Below are 25,760 nucleotides of genomic sequence, written 5' to 3'. Positions count from 1 at the left end.
TATAATTAGACAGCTTTATGCCATTCAAACTTTTGGAAAGGCTTGTCGATTGGCGTGTTGGCCAAATGGTTGGTGTAGTTACTCATCACTTTTTGAGCCGCTGCAAGAACCACTTCCAAAATCTGACGTTTAGTAAAGCCTGCATCTAAGAACGCTTGCACTGCGTCATCATTTACATTACCACGATCACGAACGACCGATAGCGTAAAGTCGCGTAATGCTTCTAGTTTTGCAGTTGGTAGAGGTGTCTCATTACGTAATGCTTCAGTAATGGCGTCGTCTACTTTCATGCTTTTTGCGATACCAGTATGAGCGGGTACACAGTAATGACACTCATGTTCGACGTTGATGGTTTGCCATACGACCGTGACTTCCTCATCATCAAAACTGCTGTCTAAAAACAACTGATGCAGACGTTGATAGCCTTCGAGCAAGCCAGGCGCTTCAGCCATGACGGCATGTAGATTAGGTACCATACCAAACGCTTTGATAGAAACGTCAAGTAAGTCTTTGCTTGCTGCTGGGGCTGTGTCTTTGTCGTGTAGGGTAAATTCAGTCATATTAAAACCTTTTAATCATTATTAGTGAATTTTTATAAAAGTAAGTGTATAAGCGACTTGAGAACCTATTATATAGTTGAGTGAGTACTCAATTATATAAGTGAGATTTTCGTGAGTCGCTCAACAACTGCAGCCACTATAATCCATTTTGAGCAATCGTTCAAATAATATTTGAGAGAATGCTCAAGTTGTTTGTAAATTTCGTTTACATTCAAAGCTAGGCGGCATCACGACAGTTATTTGTTTTTCTTAACCAAATTATTGCTAAATGGCATGGTTAACAATCCCCATAGCGAGGCATTTTGTTTGGCTGCTGGGTATTCTTTTAGCCCAATATCTAGCTCATTATCAGACTGCTTTGCTTTACCCTTATAACTACCAAAAATCCAATCCCACCAAATGACACTAAAACCATAGTTTGAGTTGGTCTCACTAACGCGTTGGCTATGGTGAATACGGTGCAAAATCTGCGTCATTAATATTAGGCGCAGCGGTTTTTCAAGCGCAGGTGGCAGGCGAATATTGGCATGGTTAAATATCGCTAAGCCATTTAAAGCAATCTCAAATATCAATACGGCGATGGCAGGAACACCCAATAAGCTGATGGCAACGAGCTTCACTAGAATGCTTAAAACGATTTCAATGGGATGAAATCTAAGTCCTGTACTGGCATCGACATGTGCATCAGCGTGATGGACTTTATGTAAACGCCATAGCATAGGCACGCGGTGAAATAATCGATGCTGCCAGTAAATGATGATGTCGAGCAATATTAAGCTTAGTATGACGACGACGATGCTTGGCAAATTGATGATATTAAACAGACCAATCCCATGCTGCTGATTATACAGCGCCGCAGCCGTTAGACCGACAGGCACCGCTAGACGAGCAATAAATGACGAGATAAAAACCAAGCCAAAGTTAGCGAACCAGCGTTTGCTGCTTTTGATCGGTGCTTGACGTGCAGGCATGCGCCATTCTATCAGCATCATAATCACTAAAATGCTTAAAAAGAACCCAAGCCGCCACCATACTTCGTTAGTCATTAGCTGCCTCTTAACTTATTCTATTTATATACTGTTTTTATCTATTTCTAGCTGTTTAAGGGTATGGTAGCCGCCATGGATACGGGTAAAAATCGTAATCGCGCAGGCAGTGGCAAAAATGCTGGCGAGTAATACAAAGTGCTGTGGCCACAGGCAAAAACCGACAAACAGTGCGATGGTTTCGGTGCCTTCCGTCAAACCGTTTAAATAATAAAAGCTTTTATATTTAAACTGTGGTTTATCCAGTGTAAACTTTTCCGCAGCAATGGCAAACGCTAAGAAGCTAGAGCCTGTGCCAATAAAGGTCGCGAGTAATAAAGCGCCAGCAATGGCATTCTGTTCAGGATTTGCCAATATAAAACCTAGCGGGATGGCGGCATAAAAGAGAAAGTCGAGCGTAATATCTAAATAGCCGCCTGCGCTTGAGCTTTGCTTTGCATAACGGGCTAAAGCGCCATCAAGACCATCAAAAATACGATTCAATGCAATGGCTGCCAGTGCGCCATACCAAAGCTCAAATGCGAGTAACGGCAAGGCTAACATACCGATTAAAAAGCCTGCCACCGTGAGTTGATCAGCCGTAATACCGCGTTTATGCAATACAACGACGACAGGGCTTAGTATCGGCTTAATCATGGGCGTAAGAAATTTATCTAGCATGCGCTTGCCTTTTGTATTTCGCTTTGACGTTTAAGATTTTATGTATAAAACTAGAACTCTAAAACTACAGTTCTAAATGAATGACTTTACCGTTTGCGGCTTCAGCATCGCTATAATCGTGGGTGACCATGATGGCGGGAAGTTTATGAGTGCGGATTTGCTCAAACACCAGTTGCCGCGTATCTACTCGAAGTTGGGTATCAAGCTTGCTAAAAGGCTCATCGAGTAGTATCGCTTTTGGTGCGCTCAGTAGCGTTCTAAGTAGTGCCACTCGCGCTTGTTGTCCACCCGATAAATTATCGGGATGGCGATTTCCCATGCCTGCTAAACCAACTTGTTCAAGTGCCTGCTCTATTTTTTTACGGCGCTGTTTTCTATCACTTTTAGGCATCGCAAAAGCAATATTACCTGCGACCGATAAATGCGAAAACAGCAGAGCATCTTGATACAGTACCCCAATATGGCGCAGGTGCGTCGGCAGATGGCTTACATTTTCATTATTTAACCAGACCTCACCAGTAGCGGTGAAACTACTTGATAAGGTACCTGTTAGCCAGTTCAATAAGCTCGATTTGCCACTACCAGACGGACCCATGACGGTTAGTATTTCACCACCAGTAATCTGCTCATCTAGGCTCAATAATAGCTCGCCTTGTCGATATAACTGCAAGTTTTTTATCTGTAAAGAAGATTGCATCAAGAGCCCTTTATCTGCGTTTTTATGGTGAGTTGTTTTTCAAAATCAGTGCTATTTAGAATCAGTGTTCTTCAAAACGAATGTATTTTAAAAAACAGTTTTAACGACTGCTATTTTTACCACTTTTAAAGAAGTACTTCGGCAATACCCACGCCAATATAAACCCAATTAACGGTAGCGCCATTTGGATGATGGCATACACCGCACTGGTGCGTCTACTGGCACCATTGGCGAGGGTTACGGCTTCTGTGGTGATGGTGGCGATACGTCCGCCGCCTGCTAATAATGTCGGTAAATATTGACCAAAGCTAATCGCCAAACCAAGAGCAATGGCTATTAATAATGGCGCAAACAGTTGTGGTAATTTGACCTGCAAAAATACTCTAGCAGGAGTTGCACCAAGGCTTGCCGCTACATGAGAAAAACGCGGGTCTAGACGTCGATAACTGCTAGCAAGCGATAAAAAAACATAGGGCAGCACAAAGAGCAGATGGATAAATGCCACATTAAAAAATGCCGTTTGATTATTTACCAGTTGCTGTAGCCATACTAAGCCAAATAAAAAAGCAATGCTCGGCACTAAGAGCGGCAAATAGATAATGAAACTGGTAAATGTTGAAAGTGGCTTTTTACTTAATTGCTCAGCTTCTAAACACAATAAAGTCAGCACAATGGCAAATATCGTACTCACGATACCGATAGTAACGGTATTAAATAACGGTGTACCCATTTGTGTAAAGGCGCTTTGAAAATGCAATAACACCAACTGCTCTGGCAATACGGCGGGAAAGCGCCAAAAACCAGCCACTGACCACATTGCTAGACCAATGAGCGCTAGCAAGATAAAGCCAATTACCACAGTGGTCAACGCTGCGGTGATTTTTTGCCATATGACATCGGCATAGTGGCGCTTGCCGTTTATCAACGTACCATTAAAACAAGTTTTAATGATTCTCTCAGCGCCTAGCCACAAGCCGATTAAACCACCCGTCAAAGCCAGCTGTAATAACGCGCCCGCCGAGGCTTTTATACGTAGGTTTAAATCTACATCGTTAAACCATTGCATGATAGTGACCGCCAGTGTTGGCGGCGTGTTTGGACCGAGTATCAATGGCATCTCTACGCTGGCACTGGCATAGGCAAGCACGGCTAAGATAGGCAAACGTAAAAATGGATAGAGGACAGGAAGTACCGCTTTAAAAAAGGCAGTGATGGGATAATAGCCGAGATTTAGCGCAACTTTATACTGCTGCCGTAGCTTTTTACCAAGCTCAGGTTGTGCCAAAGCGCCCAGTGCCATGAGTAATAAAAATGGCAGCTCTTTTAAGGTTAAACCCAAGATAATGCTGATGCCGTAGGGATCATATGGAAATATACCGTCCGGAGCCAATTCCCAGCCACTTAGCCATGGTGATATAAGGCGTGAAAACATACCAGAAGGCGCAATTAAAAAACCAACCGCAATGGCTGCCGCTGCATGAGGAATGACCAAGATTGGACTCAGTAAACGCTCAATACGAGTCAGCCAAACGCTATTAAAAAACGCCGCCAAAATCATTAAGGTCATGACAAAAGCGAATAGCGTGCTGATTAATCCAGTAGCGATGCTTAAAGCGACCATTTGGATAAGACCGGGTGTCTGCCAGAGATCATGGAAGCCTTGTAGATTAACAGTCGTTTTCTCAAGTGCAGGCACCCAGCTAAAGGCAGGTAACAGCACGCACACCAAACCACCGAGTACCGGTAATATCAGTAGCAGCAGTAAAAATGTCGGACTCAAGGATACAATGCGCGTAAATAGGTCTGTTTTATAAGGCGCGGTTATACCAGTAATTGTTGCAGAATAGACTTTTTCCTTAGTCGTTTTATTATTAGAATCTTTACTCATGGGCTAACCCCATAACGCGCTTGCCAGCCTTGCATAATGGCATCAACCCAGCTTGGATGTGGTTCACTCACGGTACGTTTGATGCTATCAAAGGGCAGGGCGCTAGGGTGTGGTTTATTGTCTTTGAATAGCGCTTGTTGCTCAGGGTTGAGCGTAGAGGGAACGAGTACGGTTTTATCACCCCATATATCAGGGGTTTGCTTTTTGGCCTGTGCTTCTGGACTCAGCAAAAAGTTGGCGACCAGCTGCGCGGCTTGCGGATGGCTGGCGTTATAAGGAATGGCCACAAAATGGGTGTTACTTAAGCTGCCATCACTCATTGCATAGCTACGAATGCTCTCGGGTAAGTCATAACGCTGCACGGCCGCGGGTACTTCAGGTGCAGAAAAAGTAAAGGCCAAACTCAGCTCGGTATCATCGACCAAACGCCGCATGTGCGCGCCCGTTTGCACAAATTGCTCACCCTTGCGCCATAAGGTGGGATGCAAGTCATCTAAAAACGTCCATAAAGGAGCTAATATAATATCTGTATTTTGCTCAGTGGCTGGCAAGTTGAGCTGTGCTTTGGTATTTTCGCCTGTTTTCGCATCTTGCTGCTCGTGCAGCATGACTAAAGCATATTTTAAAAAGCTCATGCCTAAAAAGTCAGGCGGCTTTGGATAACTAAAACGCCCGGGATTTTGCGCTGTCCAATTGACTAGCTCATTTAAAGTGGTTGGAGGCTTATTCGTCGATAAACTGTCGTAATAAAAGGTCAGTGAGGCTTGACCCCATGGTGCTTCCATACCATTGGTCGGTACACCAAAATCAAAGTTAACGGCAGGATTATTCTCTGGATCGGTCAAGGAAAAGTTAGGCAGCTTGTTCGCCCATTGTTTTAGCAATAATGAATTCTCACTCATGGTGGCAAAGTTGGCGCCATTTATCCAGATGAGATCAACGCTGCCTTTATCGTTGTTGTTGGCGGACTTTTCTGCAAGTACACGACTGACGGCTTCACTGGTGTCGCTCAGTTTGACATGAACCAAGTTAATATTATATTTGTCATCGACTTGTTCGGCGGCCCACTGTAGATAGGCGTTGATCTGTGGATCACCGCCCCATGCATAAAAGTAGACGTCTTGGTTTTCCCCTTGCGCCTCTATTTGTTGCCAAGATGATAAATTTTGATTAAGGTTACCAGTAGTGGGTGAGGCAGTGCTTGCTGATATACCAACACAAATGCTAAGCACCATAGCATAGGTGCTATAGCGGCTTAGATTTTTTAACGTGGTCAAAGCGGGTAGAGATTTAATAACGTACATTTAAGTTTCCGTTATGATGATATATTTTTAGCGCAGTGAATAAAAAACCAGCTAACCTCGACGCCATGTATGGTATTTCTCAAGCCAGTTTAATACCGTTTCGGGCGCATGATTACGTTTCCATTCACCAGCCGCGTATTTATTAGCCTCTGCCCACGTTGGATACATATGGATAGTGCCGAGTATTTTGTTCAGCCCTAAACCGTGCTTCATCGCCAGTATAAATTCTGGCATTAAATCCCCAGCATGTTCAGCGACGATGGTCACGCCAAGTATTTTATCTTTGCCTTTAGGGGTAATGACTTTGATAAAGCCATCGTTGGCGCTTTCCGTCACCGCGCGATCTAAATCTTTAAAGTCGTAGCGGGTAATCTCAAAATCGATACCTTTTTCGATAGCCTCTTGCTCATTTAAGCCCACGCGTGTGACTTCTGGATCGATAAAGGTTGTCCACGGAATCACGCGGTAATCTACTTTAAACTTCTTTAAATGTCCAAATAAACCGTTTACGGCAGCGTACCATGCCTGATGGGAAGCCACATGAGTAAATTGATAAGGGCCGACGACATCACCTGCGGCGTATATATTGGGGTAGAGAGTTTCTAAATAGTCATCCGTATCGATGGTACGTTCCGTTTCGATGCCCAAATCTTCAAGACCATAACCTTCTAAGCGAGCACTACGTCCAACGGCACAAAGCAATTCGTCATATTCAATCGCGATTTCTTGCTTATTTTGACGGTCTTGCTTAACGGTACTGCCGCCTTGCGCTTCAACGATAATGAACTTTTTACCATCGCGAGCTTCACAGCGAATCGCTTGATGCGAGGTTAAAACGTTTACGCCGCTCTCAACGAGGACTTTCTGCGCAAATTCTGAGACTTCCACGTCTTCTTTTTTCATAAGACGCGCGCCTCTTTCGATTTGAATCACATTAGAGCCTAAGCGTGCAAAAGCTTGTGCCAGCTCAGAGCCAATTGGTCCGCCGCCAAGTACCACCAGCTTTTTCGGCGCTTCTTCTAATTCGGTAAATTTATTCCATATGGTGTCGCTAGTCACATAGCCGGTTTCTTCTAAACCAGGTAAGTCTGGGATAAATGGGCGCGCACCAGTAGCGATAACGATGGAACGTGCGGTGAGTGTTTGCGTGCCGCCATCGTTTAACGCAATCTCTACTGTCCATGGGTCGATGAATTTGGCATAGCCTTTTAATACTTCGACACCCAAGTCTGTATAGCGCTCGACGCTGTCATTTGGCGCGATGTCAGCGATGACTTTATGGATGCGGGTCATAACGTTCTTAAATGAGAACTCTGGTGGTGTATTTTCCAAGCCATAACGCTCAGCATGGCGCATTTGTTCTGCGACTTTTGCGCTTTTAATCAGGGCTTTACTGGGTACACAGCCATAGTTTAAACAGTCGCCACCCATTTCACCCGCTTCGATTAAGGTCACTTTTGCTCGGACGGTCGCCGCGATATAGCTAGTGACTAGCCCGCCAGCACCTGCGCCAATCACGATCATGTTCCGATCGAATTTTTTAGGTTTTCTATAGTTTTTATAGACGCGGCGTTTTTTTAGCATATTTAATATGCCTTTTGCTATTAATGGGAAGAAACCTAACAATGCAAATGAGACAATTAAATTAAACGATAAAATTCCTGACAAACTGTCAATTTGCGCCAATTGCGTACCAGCATTAACGAATACAAAAGTACCCGCGAGCATACCGATTTGGCTTACCCAGTAGAATGTCCTTGCTTTAATCGCGGTGACACCCATGAGTAAATTAATCAAAAAGAACGGAAATATCGGCACTAAGCGTAGGGTAAATAAGTAAAATCCGCCTTCTTTTTCAACGCCAGCATCAATGGCTGCTAAGCGCTCAGGAAAGCGCTGTTTAATCGTATCACGCAGTAAGTAACGTGAGGTTAAAAAGGCGAGTGTTGCACCAATACTGGAGGCAAATGAGGCGACCAGTAACCCTTGCCATAAACCAAATAATGCACCAGCTGCCAACGTTAAAATAGCGGCACCCGGTAAGGATAGGGCGGTGACGACGATATAAAGTAAAAAGAATCCACCGATAATCAATAATGGTGATTGCGTTTTATAGTCGTTAAATTGCGCCATTGAGCCTTTTAAACCGTCAAGCGTCAGTAATTGATTGAGGTCAAAGTAGAAAAAGCTTGCTGCCAATATTAATATTAACAGTATTAACAATATTCTTTTAATCATAAAATATCCGGCTAATTAGTAGAGCGAAGGCTAAAGTCATCGTCATTCTTTTATGATTAAGAACCTTGACCATGTTAGTGGTAACGACAATTACGTTAAGTTTTTTGCATGGTTTGTGCATTTATATACAATAAAACAGCTCACTCAGTAGTCTTTATAGTATAGAGCTTGAGTTTCGGAGGCTAGTATTTATATTTTTGCATGTTCAGCCCAGCCCAATCTAACGATAAATATGACTGATGTTTAGGCTAAAGAAACTTTTTTGCCCAAGGTTAAGGTATCCCAATCTCTCATTAAGAAAAGCGCTAAACACGCAGCCAACATCGGCCATGCTGCAAAGAACAACAAGTTATCAAAAGGCTTGAGGTATAAGCCGAAGGTTGAGAGCGTTGAAATCGCATGAAGTAGCAAGATGATGCCGTAAGTCCAAGTTTTGAATAATCCTGTGACAAACAACAGAATGAGGATGAATTGAGCCGCGCCAATGACATAAAACACGGTGTCGCCTATACTTTCAAAACCATAAAAACTAGAAAAGACGCCTGCGGCATGATCAGGATTAATCAGCTTATCTAAAGTCCAAACTAAAAAAACAATGAAAATACCCAGTCGAAGCAATAACAGTGAAAGAGGGAGATGTTTTGGCATAAGTTATTTATTCTTAATAAGCGTTAAAAGTGAGTGCAAAAGAGCTTGGCAAGTCTAATCAATGAAATATCTGGCAATGACTACTATTGTCAGGCAGTAAGCATGAATAAAGTGTTTATTTTGAGTGATTACTCAAAATTAGACAAAATATTACCGCTCAGTAGGTTAATAAACCGCATTGTAGTTGTTATTGAATGGTTGTTCAAGTTCGTAGCCTCAAGCATGCTACTGTTCCAGAGCATCGTTACGTTTTTCAACCAAAGCAGCAATGCTGGGTTAAAGGTTGTTGCTTTTCGTACAATAAAAAGCCCTTCATAGACTGGGATAGTCCATGAAAGGCTTTTGGCTTATATCATAAGTATGATGAAATTAAGCGGTTACCACATCAAATCATCTGGAATCACATAGGCGGCATAAGGATCATCTTCTGCCAGTACTTCTTCTGATGTATCGTTAGACACGACCATGAAGCCCTCCATTTTTGCATCGATGCGATCTGCCAACGGACGAGGAAGTAGGGCATAGCCTTCTTCTAAGCGTGCAATCACCACATGACCGGCGACGATTTGGTCATATAGTTTTTGAGTGACAAAGATTTTTTTAACCTTAGCATTATCGACAAATTGATAATTAACATCGCCATTGGTATCGGCAATCTGATGCTGCTTAATCATTTGGACGATATTAGCCTTGAGCATCTTCTCTTCTAAAATACGTTGCTTTTCTTGATTGAGCTTTTGATCTTTCTCTAGTTTTTTTGCTTGGGCTTCTGCCAACGCTTTTTTCGCTTCCATGCTTTCTGAGTCACCAGTACGCTTGGCATGCTGAGTCTGCTTGCTGATTTTCTTGGCTTTTTTGCTATCCACCAATCCCGCTTTTAATAACTGAGCCTGTAGGGCATTTTTTGCCATAATTCTATCACCTAGATAAGGATACTTAAATCATAAATGCTAAAAAACCATTGTAGCAAAATTCGCTACGGCATGTTGTTAGACGATGACAAGACTTTTTTAATTATGGTAGAAGTGGGCACACATCGCTGGCTGAAGCCGTTTAAATTGGTTATTATCAAGGCAATGGATATGATTTTTTTGCCGCTATGTTCTTTGGTAACCATGTTCTTTGGTAACTATGTTTTTCGGTGACCATATTTATAGTGGGTATAGAAAGCTGTATAGGATTAAATCGTTAAATTTAAGGATGGAATATGACAACATCACAGCACATTTTAGCCTGTATAGACGGCTCGGCAGTGACTGAATCGGTTTGTGACTATGCAGCATGGTATGCCAGAAAGTTAAATTTACCCGTAGCATTGTTGCATGTGAGTGAGGTTCCAGCCTCCACCAGACGCGATTTGTCAGGCGCAATAGGAGTCAATAGCCGCCAGTTTCTATTAGAAGAATTGACGCAGTTAGACGAGCAAAGAGCGAAGGTGGTGAACAGTTATAGCAATGCTTTGGTACAAGACGCAAAAAGCCATATCCAAGGCAACTTTACTCAAGTCGATATTCGTATCTATCAACGTCGCGGCAAGCTGTTACCTGCCATTGAGCATTTTAAAGCAGAAAATCGTGCCATCGTCATGGGACGCCGAGGTGAAGATCACAAAAGCAGCCGTATTAATATCGGTAGCCAAATCGAAACCGTTGCCCGCGCATCTGACGTTCCTATATTGATTTGCTCAGAGACGTTCAAAGAACCCAGCTCATACATGATAGCTTTTGATGGTAGCAAAACGGCTATCAAAGCAGCATGGATGGTTGCGAGGAGTCCTGTGCTAAAAGGTTTACAAGGGCATATCGTCATGATAGGCAATCATAACGACGCGTCAAAACAAAGCTTAAGCGCCGCAGCGGCACAATTGGAGGATGCAGGTTTTAGCGTCGCGGCACATCATTTATCTGCCTCCGATGCCGTCGACGGCTTGTTAAGGTTTCAGGTAGAAAACAACATTGATATGATGGTGGTGGGTGCTTACGGGCATTCGAAATTGCAACAATTATTCCTTGGTAGTACCACGACAGAAATTATCGCCAGCACGCTATCTCCTGTGATTTTAGTACGTTGAAAACTCGGTAAGGTTTATAATAGCGAGGTGCAATCATTGCGCCTTTAGCTGTCGATGACGTTCAGTGAGCATATCTGACGTTTGCTAAAGGATCATCTCATCATACTATTTTTGGACATGGTTTATGCTTATTAATGCAGACTTTACTCGCCGCGCTGCCCTTACACCTGAACAACACCAGTGGATTAAGTCACCACAAAATGGGGTAGAGCGCGTGATGCTTGACCGTGTGGGTGCAGAAAAAGCACGTGCCACTAGCCTTGTACGCTATGCACCCAATTCTTATTTTCCGCATCATCTACATCCATATGGTGAAGAGATTTTAGTATTGTCAGGTACTTTTTCTGCAGATGACAAACATTACCCAGCAGGTTGGTATTTGCGCAATCCACCGACCTCAGGACACAAGCCCTATAGTGATGAAGGCGCAGTGATTTTCGTCAAGCTACGTCAAATGCCAGCTGATGAACCTCATTATGTGGCTATCAATACTAAAGATAAGGCTCATTGGCAACAACAGGGCAGCCGTGATGTTTGTCTTCTATTCTCGGGTGATAATGAGCAAGTGAGTTTGCAGCGTATCAAGGCAGGCGAGTTACTGTTTAATGAGGCAGTCTGTGGCGGTGCAGAAATACTGGTGTTAGCAGGCGAGTTGATAGATGAGGGTCAAGTTTATCAGCGCAGCGGCTGGATACGTCTGCCAGCAGGTGAGCATGCGCAAATACAGGCAGGATCTGAAGGAGCTACAGTGTATCTCAAGACAGGGCATTTAATGCAAGTGATAGGGTTGTAAGCATTTTTCTGAGCTGAGCATGCGGTGCGCGTGAATAATCCATAACCAAGTTGTTTGGTTGTAGATTATTCACGCTGGCTTTAGGCACTATATTATCTACGTACAATCAATGCCGCACTATCAAAGTCGCTTTCCACTAAAAATCCTATCTCATGAGTATCAAGTGACAGTGACCATTTCATATATTATTCAATATATAATATTCGACTAATCATAAATTTTATTTATACCTATATAGCTTTTTTATTAAAAAAATTGTTGAATAGCCATATCTAATGGGTATTTTCCAACAACCATTCCTTTCGTTTACTGGTCTTTTTATTAATAAAAAATCCTAGACAACGACACTTTCTCTACCGAAGTAGTGCGATAAGTCGTCATGCTGAGTCATTGATTGAGATTTCTCATCTAACTTTTTATACCTTATCGCTTTATCGGTACTCACTTAGCAGTTTTATGATAAATATTTACGTCGAAAAAATTCAGCTACCAGCTAAGCATTCCTGCATGAGAAACGATCTTAAGTCCCCTATATCTCGGTGATAAAAACGCATCCTCAGTTATTAAAAAAAGCCTATAGGAGTTAATCTATTCTTATATATTCACATATTTGAATAAATTAATTTCAATGATAGAAAGCGAAGAATAAACAGTAGGTTATGCCAATTAATGATTTCCATAGATTTAATGATTGATCGTACAAAGCTAGCTCAAACAGTTTTTTTATATTCGAAAATAAGAATATTTATAAAATTTAAAAAAATTATATGATTGCAATAAAAATATAGCGAGCTATAATAAAGTTTATGTTGTGGTAATAATAAAAAAGTAAGCGCTTTATAAAAAAGCGTATTAGATTTTTTTGTTTGGTTATCTAGAAATACTAAGGTGAAAATAAAGGGATAGATCTTTACTGAATTTTTCGTTTATTAGGATGAAATGCTATGGATAGCAGAAATTTACTATTACCAGTAACACTTTGTGCAGCAATGAGCCTATTAGGCTGTCAAACGGTAAAAAATGAGCGAATGTCATTTGATTCTGACTCTCATTATCAAGTTAAACAAGCTGTGTGGGACAAAAATGGCGAATTGTTTCGCGTACCCATCGACAGTAATTTGAAAACCAATGAGAGTAGGATTGTTGTTTTTCGTCATGCTGATGATAGTGAGAATCAAAATAATATCAATATAAGTATTGGGCGTGATGAGGTTTTTCATACCAGTCTACAGAATGGCTACTATTCAGAAAAAATTATTTGCCATGGCTCTCAGCTTATCAGTGCTTCTATCTTAGATAAAGAAAGCGGTAAGATTGTTTCTTATTCTGAGAGTTATCCGCTTGTACCTCAAACAACGACGTATTTAAAAATAAGTCTATCAAAGGCAGGTAACCCTGCTATTCAGCAAGTATCAGCTGATGAAGCCTTGTCATTATTAAATCAAAGTATGCGTCAAAACCATCAAATAAGCCGTGTTTTATCAAATTGTAATACGGCAAACCAAATGCTACCGCAAACCTCTCTCCAAAGTTCTTCGACTAACAATCAAATAAAAATTAAAAATCCTAAGCAATTCAATATATTGTTTGATTTTGATAGTGCAGATATGACAAGTAATAATCATGCTGTGCTAGATGGTATGGTGGATTTTATTCATTCTTATCCAAAATCGGACGTTACCTTAGAAGGTCACACCGATAGCAGAGGGTCTGAAAGTTATAATCTCAAGCTTTCTCAGTCCCGTGCAAACCTCGTTAAAGATATTTTAATAGATCAATATGGTATTGAAGCTATGCGTTTAAGCGCTATAGGTTATGGCGAATCTATGCCTATCGACACCAATGACACTGAGCAGGGACGGCAAAATAACCGCCGAGTTGTTGCTACTGTTAGCCAAGACAACCAACCAAATTAACTCATCATTCTAAATTGATACTTATTTCATTTAGAATTAATTAATCAAGGATGATTTTATGAGCACTATCACTGTCAAAGTAAACACGCAAAATGAAACGGTTGCTGAACACAAGGTCGTCACAAAGCAGGGCACACCTACTACAATAAAAGCCGCCGATAAAATTAATTATGAGCTCCTTGATGAAACAACTGGTCGAGCTCCGAACCATATTGTTACTAAGCGAATAGATAAAGATCTTCATATTTCTTTTGAAAATGACAGTCTAGATCCTGATCTCATTATTGAAGGATTCTATGATGATGTTGATAGCGCGCTCATTGGCGTCGCTGAAGATGGTAGTTATTATTACTATGTTCCTGATACAGGTGAAGTGGCAGATTATGTCACTGAGCTACAGATAGGCGATATACAAGGTCAGGCGCTAGGTGGGAATGCCCAAGCGACTCCTTGGTGGGTAGGTGCTACAGAAGCTGAGAGCTTTGATGCATTGCCATGGCTAGTTGGTCTTGCAGGAGTAGGGTTAATAGGCGCTGCTCTAGGTAGTAGTGATAATGATAACAATAATAGTGACAATAGGCCTTCAATTGATATCACAGCTCCCGATGCGCCAACAGATTTAGTAATCAGTGAAGATGGTAGTAAAGTAACGGGTAAGGGTGAGCCAGGTGCCAACGTTGAAATAACAGATCCAAATGGTACTACCATTGGGGAAGGTATAGTTAATGAAAATGGTGAATTTGAAGTTGACTTGGTTCCACCGCAAGTAGATGGAGAAGAAATAGAAGCAACCTTAACAGATAATGCAGGGAATACTTCTGATTCCACCAATATAGTGGCTCCTGATTTAACCGCGCCTGATGCGCCAACCGCTGAGATTAATCCTGAAGGTACGCTTATTACAGGAACTACTGAGCCGGATGCCATTGTTAGTGTAGACACAAATGGTGATGGCGCTCCTGACTATACAGTGACTGCCGACGAAGATGGTAACTATGAGGTGGACACCAGTGATATGCCACTAGTCGATGGTGAGACTATCACTGTGACGGCCACTGATATAGCGGGGAATAAGTCTGAGCCTACTGATATTTTGGCAGAAGACACCGCCGCGCCTGATGCGCCAACCGACATTACCGTCGGCAATGGTGACGGCTTCCTCAGCACCGCAGAAATTGATATTGATGGCAACGTAGACGTTGTCATAGGCCTTCCTGATAATGCCGTCGCTGGTGATACCCTCATCGTCAATGGTGAAGAGCAAGTGATAACCGACGCCGACATCACCGCAAATCAGGTGACCGTAAAAGTCCCAGCACCAGCTGAAGGAGACACCCTTGATATCACTGCCAGCATTAAAGATGCTGCTGGTAACGAATCCGCAGCATTGACCGAAACCATCGGTGTGGTAGACACCACCGCGCCTGATAACACCAGCACCACAATCACCATCGACAGCCTAACCGATGACAACATCATCAACAGCCAAGAAGCCGCCGCTCAGGTCACGATTACCGGTCAAGTGGCAGGGGACGTCACCATAGGCGATGCCGTTACCGTAACCGTGAATGGCATCAAGAGCACTGGTATAGTTGGTGCTAATGGCCTATTCAGTGTTGAGGTTGCCGGTAGCGACCTTGCTGCTGATACCAACGTGCGCGTGAGCATTGAAGCCACGGATGCAGCAGGCAACACAGGGACAGTGACTCAGGACAAAGCCTATACTGTGGACACCGCCGCGCCTGATGCGCCAACCGACATTACCGTCGGCAATGGTGACGGCTTCCTCAGCACCGCAGAAATTGATATTGATGGCAACGTAGACGTTGTCATAGGCCTTCCTGATAATGCCGTCGCTGGTGATACCCTCATCGTCAATGGTGAAGAGCAAGTGATAACCGACGCCGACATCACCGCAAATCAGGTGACCGTAAAAGTCCCAGCACCAGCTGAAGGAGACACCCTTGATATCACTGCCAGCATTAAAGATGCTGCTGGTAACGAATCCGCAGCATTGACCGAAACCATCGGTGTGGTAGACACCACCGCGCCTGATAACACCAGCACCACAATCACCATCGACAGCCTAACCGATGACAACATCATCAACAGCCAAGAAGCCGCCGCTCAGGTCACGATTACCGGTCAAGTGGCAGGGGACGTCACCATAGGCGATGCCGTTACCGTAACCGTGAATGGCATCAAGAGCACTGGTATAGTTGGTGCCAATGGCCTATTCAGTGTTGAGGTTGCCGGTAGCGACCTTGCTGCTGATACCAACGTGCGCGTGAGCATTGAAGCCACGGATGCAGCAGGCAACACAGGGACAGTGACTCAGGACAAAGCCTATACTGTAGACACCACCGCGCCTGATAACACCAGCACCACAATCACCATCGACAGCCTAACCGATGACAACATCATCAACAGCCAAGAAGCCGCCGCTCAGGTCACGATTACCGGTCAAGTGGCAGGGGACTTCACCATAGGCGATGCCGTTACCGTAACCGTTAATGGCATCAAGAGCACTGGTACAGTTGGTGCTAATGGCCTATTCAGTGTTGAGGTTGCTGGTAGCGACCTTGCTGCTGATACCAACGTGCGCGTGAGCATTGAAGCCACGGATGCAGCAGGCAACACAGGGACAGTGACTCAGGACAAAGCCTATACTGTGGACACCGCCGCGCCTGATGCGCCAACCGACATTACCGTCGGCAATGGTGACGGCTTCCTCAGCGCAGTAGAAATTGATATTGATGGCAACGTAGACGTTGTCATAGGCCTTCCTGATAATGCCGTCGCTGGTGATACCCTCATCGTCAATGGTGAAGAGCAAGTGATAACCGACGCCGACATCACCGCAAATCAGGTGACCGTAAAAGTCCCAGCACCAGCTGAAGGAGACACCCTTGATATCACTGCCAGCATTAAAGATGCTGCTGGTAACGAATCCGCAGCATTGACCGAAACCATCGGTGTGGTAGACACCACCGCGCCTGATAACACCAGCACCACAATCACCATCGACAGCCTAACCGATGACAACATCATCAACAGCCAAGAAGCCGCCGCTCAGGTCACGATTACCGGTCAAGTGGCAGGGGACGTCACCATAGGCGATGCCGTTACCGTAACCGTGAATGGCATCAAGAGCACTGGTATAGTTGGTGCCAATGGCCTATTCAGTGTTGAGGTTGCCGGTAGCGACCTTGCTGCTGATACCAACGTGCGCGTGAGCATTGAAGCCACGGATGCAGCAGGCAACACAGGGACAGTGACTCAGGACAAAGCCTATACTGTGGACACCACCGCGCCTGATGCGCCAATAGCATCCTTTATTGTTACTGATAACGTTGCCAATGATGGCAGTGGAGATATCTTAGATATTCCAGAAATCATCCAAGCAGGTGAGGTCACCAATGACAACACCCCAAGTATCACCATTCCTGCTGGCACCTTAGGCGTTGATGAAATTGCTCAACTAGTTGTTGATGGTAAAGTGGTTGAGGCAACCATCGTAGAAAATGCTGATGGTACCATCACCTTGACTCCAAATACTGCCTTAGCAGAAGGTACGCATGATATCAGCTACAACCTTAAAGACAGTGCTGGAAACGAAAGTGGCAATGGCCCAGTAGTGAATATCACCGTCGACACTACTGCACCTGGCGGTCAAGACGGCGCCACCCAAGTTGCCCCAGTCATAGCCATACCAGAAGCTGAGGAGGGCATCAACGCTGACGAGATTGCCGATGGCATTCAAACTCAAATTACCCTGCCGACAGGTACTCTAGCAGGTGATAGCATCACTCTAACCGTGACGCCAACGGGTGGAGGCGCTCCAATAGAAGTCACGCACACTGTCACAGCTACTGAAGCCACATCTGGCATCTCAGATGTCACCATACCTAGTGACCCTAACGGTATTATCGAAGATGGCGATTATAGTATTGTTGCCACGGTAACAGACAAAGCGGGTAACAGCAGCACGCCAAGTACCGCATTAGATATCATCATTGATACGGTTGCAGTATTAACTGTCGACAGACCTATTGCAGGCGATAACGTCGTTAATGCTGACGAAGCCATCGATGGCTTTAATGTGACGGGTACTGGTACGGCAGGCGATACGATTACCTTAACTTATGGGATAAATGGTGAGCTTGGTACAGCCGTTGTAGGAGCTAATGGCAAATGGTCTATTACTGTCACTGAGCAAAACATTGCCAACATGAATCAAGGGCTAGAAACCTTGACGATCACTGCTAACGATCCAGCAGGTAACGTTAGTTCTGAGACCGCTGATATTACTATTGTTCCAGCTACGGCCTTGACTATTACCTCTCCAATTGCTGGTGACAATATTGTCAATGCTGATGAAGCCGTTAATGGCTTTAATGTGACAGGTACTGGTGCGGTAGGCGATACCATCACTTTAACCAACCAAGCAGGCGATATTATTGGCACTGCGGTTGTGGGAGTCAATAACAAATGGAGCATTGCTATTGGCTCGGCACAAGTTGCTGCCATGGGAGAAGGCGCTGAGATTCTGACAGCGACATCTACAGTTGGCTCTGATGTTACTAAAGCGACGATTACTATCGATACCATTGCTCCTAATGATACTACTACTGAGATTATCATTGATGATGTGACTGGCGATAACGTTATCAATGCGATAGAGGCGGAAGGTAGTATCGCTGTTACTGGCACCGTTTCTGGTGATTATCGTGAAGGCGACGCTTTGACGATGACGGTTAATGGCGTGATCTATTCAGGTGTGGTAGACCTTGCTGGTAATTTTAGTATTGAAGTGCCAGGTGCGGCTCTGGTGGCCGATGCTGATAAGCGTATTGAAGTGAGTATTACAGCAACCGATAAAGCAGGTAATACAAGTATTGTAAATACCACCAAAGACTATGTAGTTAATACTACTGAAATCATCGCCGCCGCTGATAATTTTGTGGATTTACAATTAGTTGCTAATCCGCTAGAAATACCGAATGAGAAACCATCAGATTTGAATAAGACAGGCTTTACCGTGGTTGGTGCAAGTTTAGGGCCAGTACTAGGAGCAGGCGTTGTCGCTGATGTCATCAAAAACTCAGTGGTACTTGAGGTAGGTGAAAATCAAGTGCGCGAAGTGACTGTCAAAGGTAATGCTGGCGGTGTACAGGTTGTTGGCACTATGGACTTGAGCTTATATAAATTGAACGAGTCTACAAATGAATGGGAGCTACAGGAAGTAAAAGAAAACTGGGTGGTGTCCTATTTATTAGGTGGGGTGTCCAAAGATACTGATTTTAGCTTAGATGAAGGTCAATGGCTCTTTGTGATGTCTGGTGGTGAAGGTGTCTCGGCACTGACAGGTTATACTTTACAGTTTGAAAAAGATGTGGTTTTAGACTATTCCCAAGCAACGGAAGTCAGTGGCTCAGTTACAGGAAATATTTTAGATGATGAAGACTCCAGCTTTAGTTATGACGAATTGCCAAGTGGTACCACAGTTATTTCAATAACTTCTGTGAATGGTGTAGAAGAACTTGAAACAGGTAGTAACACCATTCAAGGACAATATGGAACACTGACAATATCGCCTGATGGTACTTATGATTATAAGGTTAATGACGACTTCCGTGGACCTTATGGCAGTGAGGAGAGTTTCACTTATACGATTGCATCACCAGACGGTAATACCGCGTCTGCAGATCTCACTATTCAGTTGAATATACTCCCTGCTGACAAACAAATTAAGATAGATGAAAGCTTAGTCGTCGATATTGAGCCCACCGTAACCTTAGATACAGCGGATTCTGACATTAAAGATGCTGTTGGTTTTGGGGTTCTTGACTTAAGTCTTGGATCGTCGTCAGTGTTGGATCTTGAGCTATTAGGAGGCAAGCCGCCACTTGAGTTTACGGTCGGTGATAACCAAGTGCGTGAGCTCACCTTACATGGTAGCGGTGGTGGAGTAGATATTGCAAAAACTTACAGCATGGCTGTTTATAAGCTAGATGAAAGTACGGGGCAATATGTACAAGTGCACTTTGAGAAAAACTGGTTCAATGTTCCATTGCTTGGTGGAAGATCAGATCCATTGACTCTAAAGTTTGGTGAAGGTGACTATAAAGCCGTTTTATTAACCGCAGGCGGTGTCGGAGTACTCAGTGGCAATGGCTTATATGTAGATTACGATAAAATCTATGACTACAACTCACCATCTAGTTTTATGGGTCAGATAGCAGGGGATGCAACCCCAGATGCTAGTACCGTGATACTCAAAGTTGGCGAAACGTTGGTCACTTCAGGCTCGCCTATGACTTATCAAGGTAAGTACGGACAGCTCACCATCGATGCAAATGGCGAGTACACCTATAGCGTAAACAATAATGCTAGTGATCCTAATTGGCAGCCGCCGTATGGTGAGGTTGACTCATTCAGGTTAGTGACTAAAGACGCCAATGGTAAAGCTACGGTTGAAACTCTAAATATCAAGATCAGCACTCATACTGCGGTTGATGATTTTAATAAAGTGGCAGTACAAACGCAAAATACGGTAACCAATATCAGTATTAATGAACCAGACAAAATAGGTGATTATGGCAAATCTTATTCAAAAGAATTTGAGATCGCTGAACATGATGCCGCTGCCCCAATTGTTATAGAAGCTACCGCTAGTTCTCTTAATATTCTTGGTGGTTCTAATATAACTATTACCTATACATTATTAAATACCACAACTGGTGAGAGCTTTACTGGATCAGTGGAAGGGACAAAAGCCAGTGCATCATTGAGCGCTTCATTACCTGATTTGCCTGCAGGTAATTATGAGCTGACGATTACTACTAACAAAGGCAACTTACAGAGTATATCTTTTGATACCACAGTCATCCATTCAGCAGATTATACAGCCGATGACGTGATTGCTGTTGCTGGCTCCTTGATTGCTGGTAATGATAATGATCAAGGGCTGAGTAATATCACTGAAATCAAAGTTGGGAATAAGTCTGTCTTTATCAGTGACCCAAATCAAGGCGCAAAATCGATTGATATCGAAGGCTTGTATGGCACTTTGACTGTTTCTAAAGATGGTAGCTATAGCTATCTACCAAATGGTGAGAGCTTTGGGATTGAAAGTTTTACTTATCAAACCACCTCTGTGACAGGTGTCAAAGGAACTGCTTCATTAGAAATAAATGTTGGCAAAAACATAACAGCTTCTATTTATGATGATATCGCAGTTGGATCTGCTGCCGATGATAGTTTCACTATGGGGTCAGGTGCTGACACCTTAATATTTAATAATTTAAATGGCACAGAAGGTGGTAATGGCAATAACGGTGTTGATATCTGGACCGATTTTAGCGAAGCGCAAGGTGATAAGATCGACCTTACTGGATTACTTGATGGTAACCAAACATCAGGTAATATCGGCGACTACCTTGCTTACGAAAATGGCGTTCTTATGGTAGATCGTAATGGTAATACCGAATATGAAGCGTTGTTGCAAGTGACAGCGACGGATCTCAACGAGTTATTAAGCAGTATTGATTGGCAAGTCGGTGTGACAGGCAGAGCAATTGGTGAGGACGGTATCGAGACTGCCAATAACAATGCTGACGTATCATTTATGAGCTTCAATGAAGACACTGATGTTTTCAATTTGACGGGATCTGAGCAGACCATCAGTTTCTCAGATATCTTTGAAACCGAAATGATTGATATCAGTGGAACTGGTGCCAATACTTTAAATATTCGAGAGGAAGATATCGTCAACGCCAAAGTGTCAAATCCTATCTATGTTAAAGGTGACAGTGACGATACTGTTGACTTGCAAGGTAGCGATTGGGCAAATACAGGTCAAACAGTGACTGATAATGCAGGACAGACATATAACGTATGGCAGATAGAAAACAACCTTTCTTCTCAAGTTTACATTGATACTGAAATTGCCAACGTCATCTAATTTAATTGCGATTTTAAAAGCGCTTCCAGTAAGGGAGCGTTTTTTACACTTGTCTTTTGCTACTAGCATTAGGAAGTGCTTAGTTTATAAAAATCACATAATCACACAGAAAAATATTTATAGAATCACTCACTGAATCCTAATATGAAAAACCTGTTCAGCCCGAAAAAATTATCTCCTGTCCGAATGTTATGCCGTCAGATTGCGATTTTGGCAGTTGGTACATGTTTTGCCATGAGCACACATGCAGCCGTAAACGATTTACGAGTCGACAGTTTAATTACGCAAGCCATTCAGACGCATCCTTTAGTCTGGTCAGCCAAAGCAAATCAACAATCGACGATAGAAGGTATTAATGCTGCCAAATTAAGTCTGTTGCCGACGCCAAGTGTAAGCTCAGGCTACGATAGAGACAATGATTTTGTCTCACAGGTAACTGTCCGCCAGCCGTTATGGACAGCTGGTAAGCTGACAGCTGATGTCAATCAAGCGATATTCGATGATAAGGCCGCGGTAGAATATATTTATGAGCAACAAAACCTAGTGGCCAAAACGACGATCGATGCTTGGCAGAGTTATATTCAGGCCATCGCACAACAAGAGATTCATGCTAATGGCTTAAAGTCGCTTAACGATTTTGAAGCCATGATGCAGCGCCGTGTCAGTCAGGGTGTGTCTGCTCGGATTGAGCTTGATTTAGTGACTAACCGTATATTGCAGGAGCAAACTGCCTATCAAGCGGCCGTTGAACAGCAACGTATCGCCGCCGCCAGACTTGAGCAGATTATTGGTCAGCCACTGTCTAACGCCAGTGCAATGAGTCTACCGAATATCAAGGTGTTGGTGGATCAAGCCAAACAGCAGTCAGCGGATTTTGAAAAAATGGCTTTTGATCAAATCAGTTTTTATAACCCCATCATCGTAAAAGAACACTTTCAAATTGAATCCGCCAAGCAAGGCGTTGAGGCACAGCAGGCAGCACGATATCCTACTATTTATGCCCAATACGAACATGCTTACTATCATGAAGACAGTGAAAATGATGGAAAATTCTCATTAGGCATGAGTTATACACCAGGGGCTGGCTTTTCTAACCTTTCGTTAGCACGAGCATCACAAGCACAAGTTGATAGCCTAGTGCAAACCCAAGAAGCATCGCGCCGTGGCGTAATAGAGAACATTCAGGTGCAATATCAGCAGTTTGTGAGTGCCAAAGACCGAGAGACCTCATTAGTCGCTGCCGTGGCAGGTGCACAAATTGTGGTGAGCTCTTATCGTAGGCAATTTATTGCTGGCCGTAAATCGTGGCTTGAAGTGTTAAATGCCGTGCGTGAACACAATGATTATCAAGTACAGCTGGCGCAAACACGTGCAGATATACTGGGTGCTTTCCATAGATTACAAGTAGATTTTGGCATTATGCAATGGCAGAAATTTGGACACAACCGTAAGCCTGTGACACTGTTTAGACCGATAGATCCCGTAAAAGAATGGCTCAACAAGCAAGATAAAAAAAATTCGAGCCCTACCATGGGTTATCGACCAGAGATGAATGAAGAGTATATAGAAATCAGGCTGCCTGCTGCTATGGAAGAGAGTCTTAATAAAGGCGACCTTATTATGCTGAATGAAGATTACAGCATTACACCTATAGTTGACCAAAATGATGTCAGAAATAATTAAGGCTTCTACGCATGTGTCTGCCCCAAATATTAAATAAGCGATGAATATGAGTCCAAATTTGCAACCGACAGAGGCTGTCTCTATCCATCATGATGATCAGCCGTCCAATCTCGATCAAACCTCGACTCTAATAGAAGCGATCAGACATCTACTTAGTCAACAAGGCTATCCGGTAGATAATATACGTCTAAACGATATTGTAAAACAGCATAGTGAGTTGCCTAAAAATAAAGGCCAAACCATTCACCAACTAAGCGGTATCATTGCGATTTTGCAAGGTATCGGCATAAAAGATATGCCGGAGATATTAGAGCAGCCAGATGCTGCCTTTTTGCCTCTATTGGCATATCGAGCAGATATAGGGTGGGGCATTATCGACAGTCAAACCCCGCAAAAGAGCTGGAATTTCAGGCAAGAACACAACCACGTACATACACTTGCCAATCAGTTGTCATTAATTCTAAGAATTCGTTTGAAAGACGACCCTATTAAGCAGCGCAAAGTTTCTTTTTCTGAATTATTGAAGTCTGATTTAGGCAATTACAAAGGTATTTTATTCGAAGCTATTATCGCCACTTTTTTAATCAATATGCTGGCATTAGCTGTGTCGTTATTCTCAATGCAAGTATATGACCGAGTTATCCCAACACGTAGTGAATATACGCTTATTATCTTAGCAAGTGGTGTGTTTATAGTCATTATTTTTGAAGCATTCATGAAGTTTTCACGGTCAAGAATCATGGACAAGGTAGTCGTGGGACTCGATCAATACTTGTCTCGCGAAGTTTTTCAGCGACTGCTCAAAGTTCGTATTGATCAGATGCCAGGATCGGTCGGTTCTATGGCAGCACAGCTGCGTGGTTATGAGCAAGTACGCAGTTTTTTCACAGCCAGCACCTTGTTTGGCTTGGTCGACTTACCAATGACCATTATTTTTATCAGTTTAGTGGCTTTTATAGGATCGCCACTTGTTGCTGTTGTTCCCGTTATTGCCGCAGTGGTTGCTATTTTGATGGGATTATCGGCACGCAAGCGTATTGATGCGATTGCTGCTGAAGGGGCCACTGCTTCTTATTATAAAACAGGTTTGTTAGTCGAGGCTGTGGAAGGCGTTGAGACGATCAAAGCAGGCGGTGGAAACTGGAAATTTTTGTCTCGCTGGCTCGATGTGATGAATACCACCATCAAAAACGACTTAGACATGAAGCACGCGAATGATAATTTAACGTACTTTACTCAACTGCTACAACAGGTTAGCTATGTCGGTATCGTGATTGTAGGCTCATTTGTGGTGATGCAAGGTGATATGACCATGGGTGGACTGATTGCCTGCTCAATATTAGGCGGAAGGGTGTTGGCGCCTGTTATGATGCTGCCCAATTTACTGGTTCAATACTCACATGCCAAAGCCGCTAAGCTCAACATTGAAACTTTGTTTGAGTTAGAGCAGGACAACCATGGCGTCGCTTATCCTTTGTCACCCAGTCGTATTAATGGTTTTTATCAATGTGATCATTTGGTATTTAACTATAAAGACAACGATAGACCCGCGATCAATATCAATAAACTAACGATTCGTCCTGGTGAGCGCATAGCCATACTTGGGCCTATAGGATCAGGAAAGTCTACCTTGCTCAAAGTGCTGGCAGGTCTGTATGCACCTACTAAAGGACAAGTTTTGTTAGATGGTTTAGACATACATCAAATAAGTCGTGAAACCTTAAGTGAACGTTTGGGGTACTTGCAACAAGACCATCGCTTGTTTCAAGGCACCTTAAGAGAAAACTTGCTCATAGGTATGGCGGCACCTGATGATGATGTGCTCCAAGAAGCATTGATAAAAACAGGACTGATCAATTTGGTTGCCAGTCATTCAAGCGGTCTTGATTTGCCCATTAGTGAAGGCGGGCGTGGACTATCAGGTGGACAAAAACAGCTTGTGGCTTTTACCCGCTTATTATTGACGAAACCCAATGTATTCCTACTCGATGAGCCTACCGCTTCTATGGATAATCGTCAGGAACAGCGCTGCTTGCAAGTGCTTAAGCAAGCATTAATAGACGGGCAAACCTTTATTGTGTCCACTCATAAAACAGCGTTATTAGAATTGGCAGATCGGCTTATTATTATGGACAATCAACGCATCATTATAGATGGCCCAAAACAAGCTGTGCTTGATGAATTAAGAAAAAATGAGCAAATGAAAAGTCAGACAAGCCGATCGGATAATAAGCCAATGAAGATTAAGTCTATGACGACCAAAACTTCAATAAATGCTCAAGGTAAGTAG

At 43.3% G+C, this 25,760-nt stretch carries 16 protein-coding genes; 7 read left to right on the top strand and 9 right to left on the bottom strand.

The window, feature by feature from the left end; translation table 11 throughout:
• Positions 1-5: 5 nt before the first annotated feature.
• The 9 genes from Q6344_08270 to Q6344_08230 form a co-directional block, all read right to left on the bottom strand.
• Positions 6-560, bottom strand: a complete 555-nt coding sequence (locus Q6344_08270; protein WLG12605.1) for a carboxymuconolactone decarboxylase family protein — start codon at positions 558-560, stop codon at positions 6-8.
• 236 nt (positions 561-796) lie between these two features.
• The gene (locus tag Q6344_08265) at positions 797-1,606 is read right to left on the bottom strand and encodes a sterol desaturase family protein (protein WLG12604.1); all 810 of its coding nucleotides are present in this window, start codon (positions 1,604-1,606) and stop codon (positions 797-799) included.
• Positions 1,607-1,630: 24 nt separating this feature from the next.
• On the bottom strand, positions 1,631-2,266 hold the full coding sequence (locus Q6344_08260; GenBank protein ID WLG12603.1) for a CDP-alcohol phosphatidyltransferase family protein: 636 nt from the start codon (positions 2,264-2,266) through the stop codon (positions 1,631-1,633).
• 64 nt (positions 2,267-2,330) lie between these two features.
• A complete protein-coding gene (locus tag Q6344_08255) occupies positions 2,331-2,963 on the bottom strand; it encodes an ATP-binding cassette domain-containing protein (protein ID WLG12602.1) in 633 nt (210 codons plus the stop codon).
• A 100-nt stretch (positions 2,964-3,063) separates the two neighbouring features.
• On the bottom strand, positions 3,064-4,851 hold the full coding sequence (locus tag Q6344_08250; protein WLG12601.1) for an ABC transporter permease subunit: 1,788 nt from the start codon (positions 4,849-4,851) through the stop codon (positions 3,064-3,066).
• Entirely contained in the window at positions 4,848-6,155 is a 1,308-nt protein-coding gene (locus Q6344_08245; protein WLG12600.1) for an ABC transporter substrate-binding protein, read from the bottom strand. The genes Q6344_08250 and Q6344_08245 overlap by 4 nt, the downstream gene beginning before the upstream one ends.
• Positions 6,156-6,206: 51 nt before the next feature.
• Positions 6,207-8,393 (bottom strand): FAD-dependent oxidoreductase, encoded by a 2,187-nt coding sequence (locus tag Q6344_08240; GenBank protein ID WLG12599.1) that lies wholly within the window; start codon positions 8,391-8,393, stop codon positions 6,207-6,209.
• A 243-nt stretch (positions 8,394-8,636) separates the two neighbouring features.
• Positions 8,637-9,041 (bottom strand): hypothetical protein, encoded by a 405-nt coding sequence (locus tag Q6344_08235; protein ID WLG12598.1) that lies wholly within the window; start codon positions 9,039-9,041, stop codon positions 8,637-8,639.
• 377 nt (positions 9,042-9,418) lie between these two features.
• Positions 9,419-9,952 carry a DUF2058 domain-containing protein gene (locus tag Q6344_08230; protein ID WLG12597.1) on the bottom strand — a complete coding sequence of 178 codons (534 nt, stop codon included), beginning with the start codon at positions 9,950-9,952 and terminating at the stop codon, positions 9,419-9,421.
• A gap of 36 nt (positions 9,953-9,988) precedes the next feature.
• Between Q6344_08230 and Q6344_08225 the strand changes: the two genes are divergently transcribed.
• The 7 genes from Q6344_08225 (at position 9,989) to Q6344_08195 (ending at position 25,760) form a co-directional block, all read left to right on the top strand.
• Positions 9,989-10,186 carry a hypothetical protein gene (locus Q6344_08225; protein WLG12596.1) on the top strand — a complete coding sequence of 66 codons (198 nt, stop codon included), beginning with the start codon at positions 9,989-9,991 and terminating at the stop codon, positions 10,184-10,186.
• Between the two features lie 62 nt (positions 10,187-10,248).
• Positions 10,249-11,112, top strand: a complete 864-nt coding sequence (locus tag Q6344_08220; protein ID WLG12595.1) for a universal stress protein — start codon at positions 10,249-10,251, stop codon at positions 11,110-11,112.
• A gap of 124 nt (positions 11,113-11,236) precedes the next feature.
• Positions 11,237-11,905, top strand: a complete 669-nt coding sequence (locus Q6344_08215) for a cupin domain-containing protein (protein ID WLG12594.1) — start codon at positions 11,237-11,239, stop codon at positions 11,903-11,905.
• Positions 11,906-12,849: 944 nt separating this feature from the next.
• On the top strand, positions 12,850-13,821 hold the full coding sequence (locus Q6344_08210; protein ID WLG12593.1) for an OmpA family protein: 972 nt from the start codon (positions 12,850-12,852) through the stop codon (positions 13,819-13,821).
• Between the two features lie 58 nt (positions 13,822-13,879).
• Positions 13,880-21,787, top strand: a complete 7,908-nt coding sequence (locus tag Q6344_08205) for an Ig-like domain-containing protein (GenBank protein WLG12592.1) — start codon at positions 13,880-13,882, stop codon at positions 21,785-21,787.
• A 144-nt stretch (positions 21,788-21,931) separates the two neighbouring features.
• The gene (locus Q6344_08200) at positions 21,932-23,470 is read left to right on the top strand and encodes a TolC family protein (protein WLG12591.1); all 1,539 of its coding nucleotides are present in this window, start codon (positions 21,932-21,934) and stop codon (positions 23,468-23,470) included.
• Between the two features lie 46 nt (positions 23,471-23,516).
• On the top strand, positions 23,517-25,760 hold the full coding sequence (locus tag Q6344_08195; GenBank protein ID WLG12590.1) for a type I secretion system permease/ATPase: 2,244 nt from the start codon (positions 23,517-23,519) through the stop codon (positions 25,758-25,760).

The organism is Psychrobacter cibarius (assembly GCA_030686115.1).
Lineage (GTDB): Bacteria > Pseudomonadota > Gammaproteobacteria > Pseudomonadales > Moraxellaceae > Psychrobacter > Psychrobacter cibarius_C.
Note: the sequence above shows the minus strand (reverse complement) of the source record. Positions and strands in the feature narration are given on the sequence as shown.

What these genes read in the sequence shown, in the direction of transcription:
- Q6344_08270 (WLG12605.1), bottom strand. Translation starts at nt 560, where the DNA reads ATGACTGAATTTACCCTACACGACAAAGACACAGCCCCAGCAGCAAGC.
- Q6344_08265 (WLG12604.1), bottom strand. Translation starts at nt 1,606, where the DNA reads ATGACTAACGAAGTATGGTGGCGGCTTGGGTTCTTTTTAAGCATTTTA.
- Q6344_08260 (WLG12603.1), bottom strand. Translation starts at nt 2,266, where the DNA reads ATGCTAGATAAATTTCTTACGCCCATGATTAAGCCGATACTAAGCCCT.
- Q6344_08255 (WLG12602.1), bottom strand. Translation starts at nt 2,963, where the DNA reads ATGCAATCTTCTTTACAGATAAAAAACTTGCAGTTATATCGACAAGGC.
- Q6344_08250 (WLG12601.1), bottom strand. Translation starts at nt 4,851, where the DNA reads ATGAGTAAAGATTCTAATAATAAAACGACTAAGGAAAAAGTCTATTCT.
- Q6344_08245 (WLG12600.1), bottom strand. Translation starts at nt 6,155, where the DNA reads ATGTACGTTATTAAATCTCTACCCGCTTTGACCACGTTAAAAAATCTA.
- Q6344_08240 (WLG12599.1), bottom strand. Translation starts at nt 8,393, where the DNA reads ATGATTAAAAGAATATTGTTAATACTGTTAATATTAATATTGGCAGCA.
- Q6344_08235 (WLG12598.1), bottom strand. Translation starts at nt 9,041, where the DNA reads ATGCCAAAACATCTCCCTCTTTCACTGTTATTGCTTCGACTGGGTATT.
- Q6344_08230 (WLG12597.1), bottom strand. Translation starts at nt 9,952, where the DNA reads ATGGCAAAAAATGCCCTACAGGCTCAGTTATTAAAAGCGGGATTGGTG.
- Q6344_08225 (WLG12596.1), top strand. Translation starts at nt 9,989, where the DNA reads ATGCTAAAAAACCATTGTAGCAAAATTCGCTACGGCATGTTGTTAGAC.
- Q6344_08220 (WLG12595.1), top strand. Translation starts at nt 10,249, where the DNA reads ATGACAACATCACAGCACATTTTAGCCTGTATAGACGGCTCGGCAGTG.
- Q6344_08215 (WLG12594.1), top strand. Translation starts at nt 11,237, where the DNA reads ATGCTTATTAATGCAGACTTTACTCGCCGCGCTGCCCTTACACCTGAA.
- Q6344_08210 (WLG12593.1), top strand. Translation starts at nt 12,850, where the DNA reads ATGGATAGCAGAAATTTACTATTACCAGTAACACTTTGTGCAGCAATG.
- Q6344_08205 (WLG12592.1), top strand. Translation starts at nt 13,880, where the DNA reads ATGAGCACTATCACTGTCAAAGTAAACACGCAAAATGAAACGGTTGCT.
- Q6344_08200 (WLG12591.1), top strand. Translation starts at nt 21,932, where the DNA reads ATGAAAAACCTGTTCAGCCCGAAAAAATTATCTCCTGTCCGAATGTTA.
- Q6344_08195 (WLG12590.1), top strand. Translation starts at nt 23,517, where the DNA reads ATGAGTCCAAATTTGCAACCGACAGAGGCTGTCTCTATCCATCATGAT.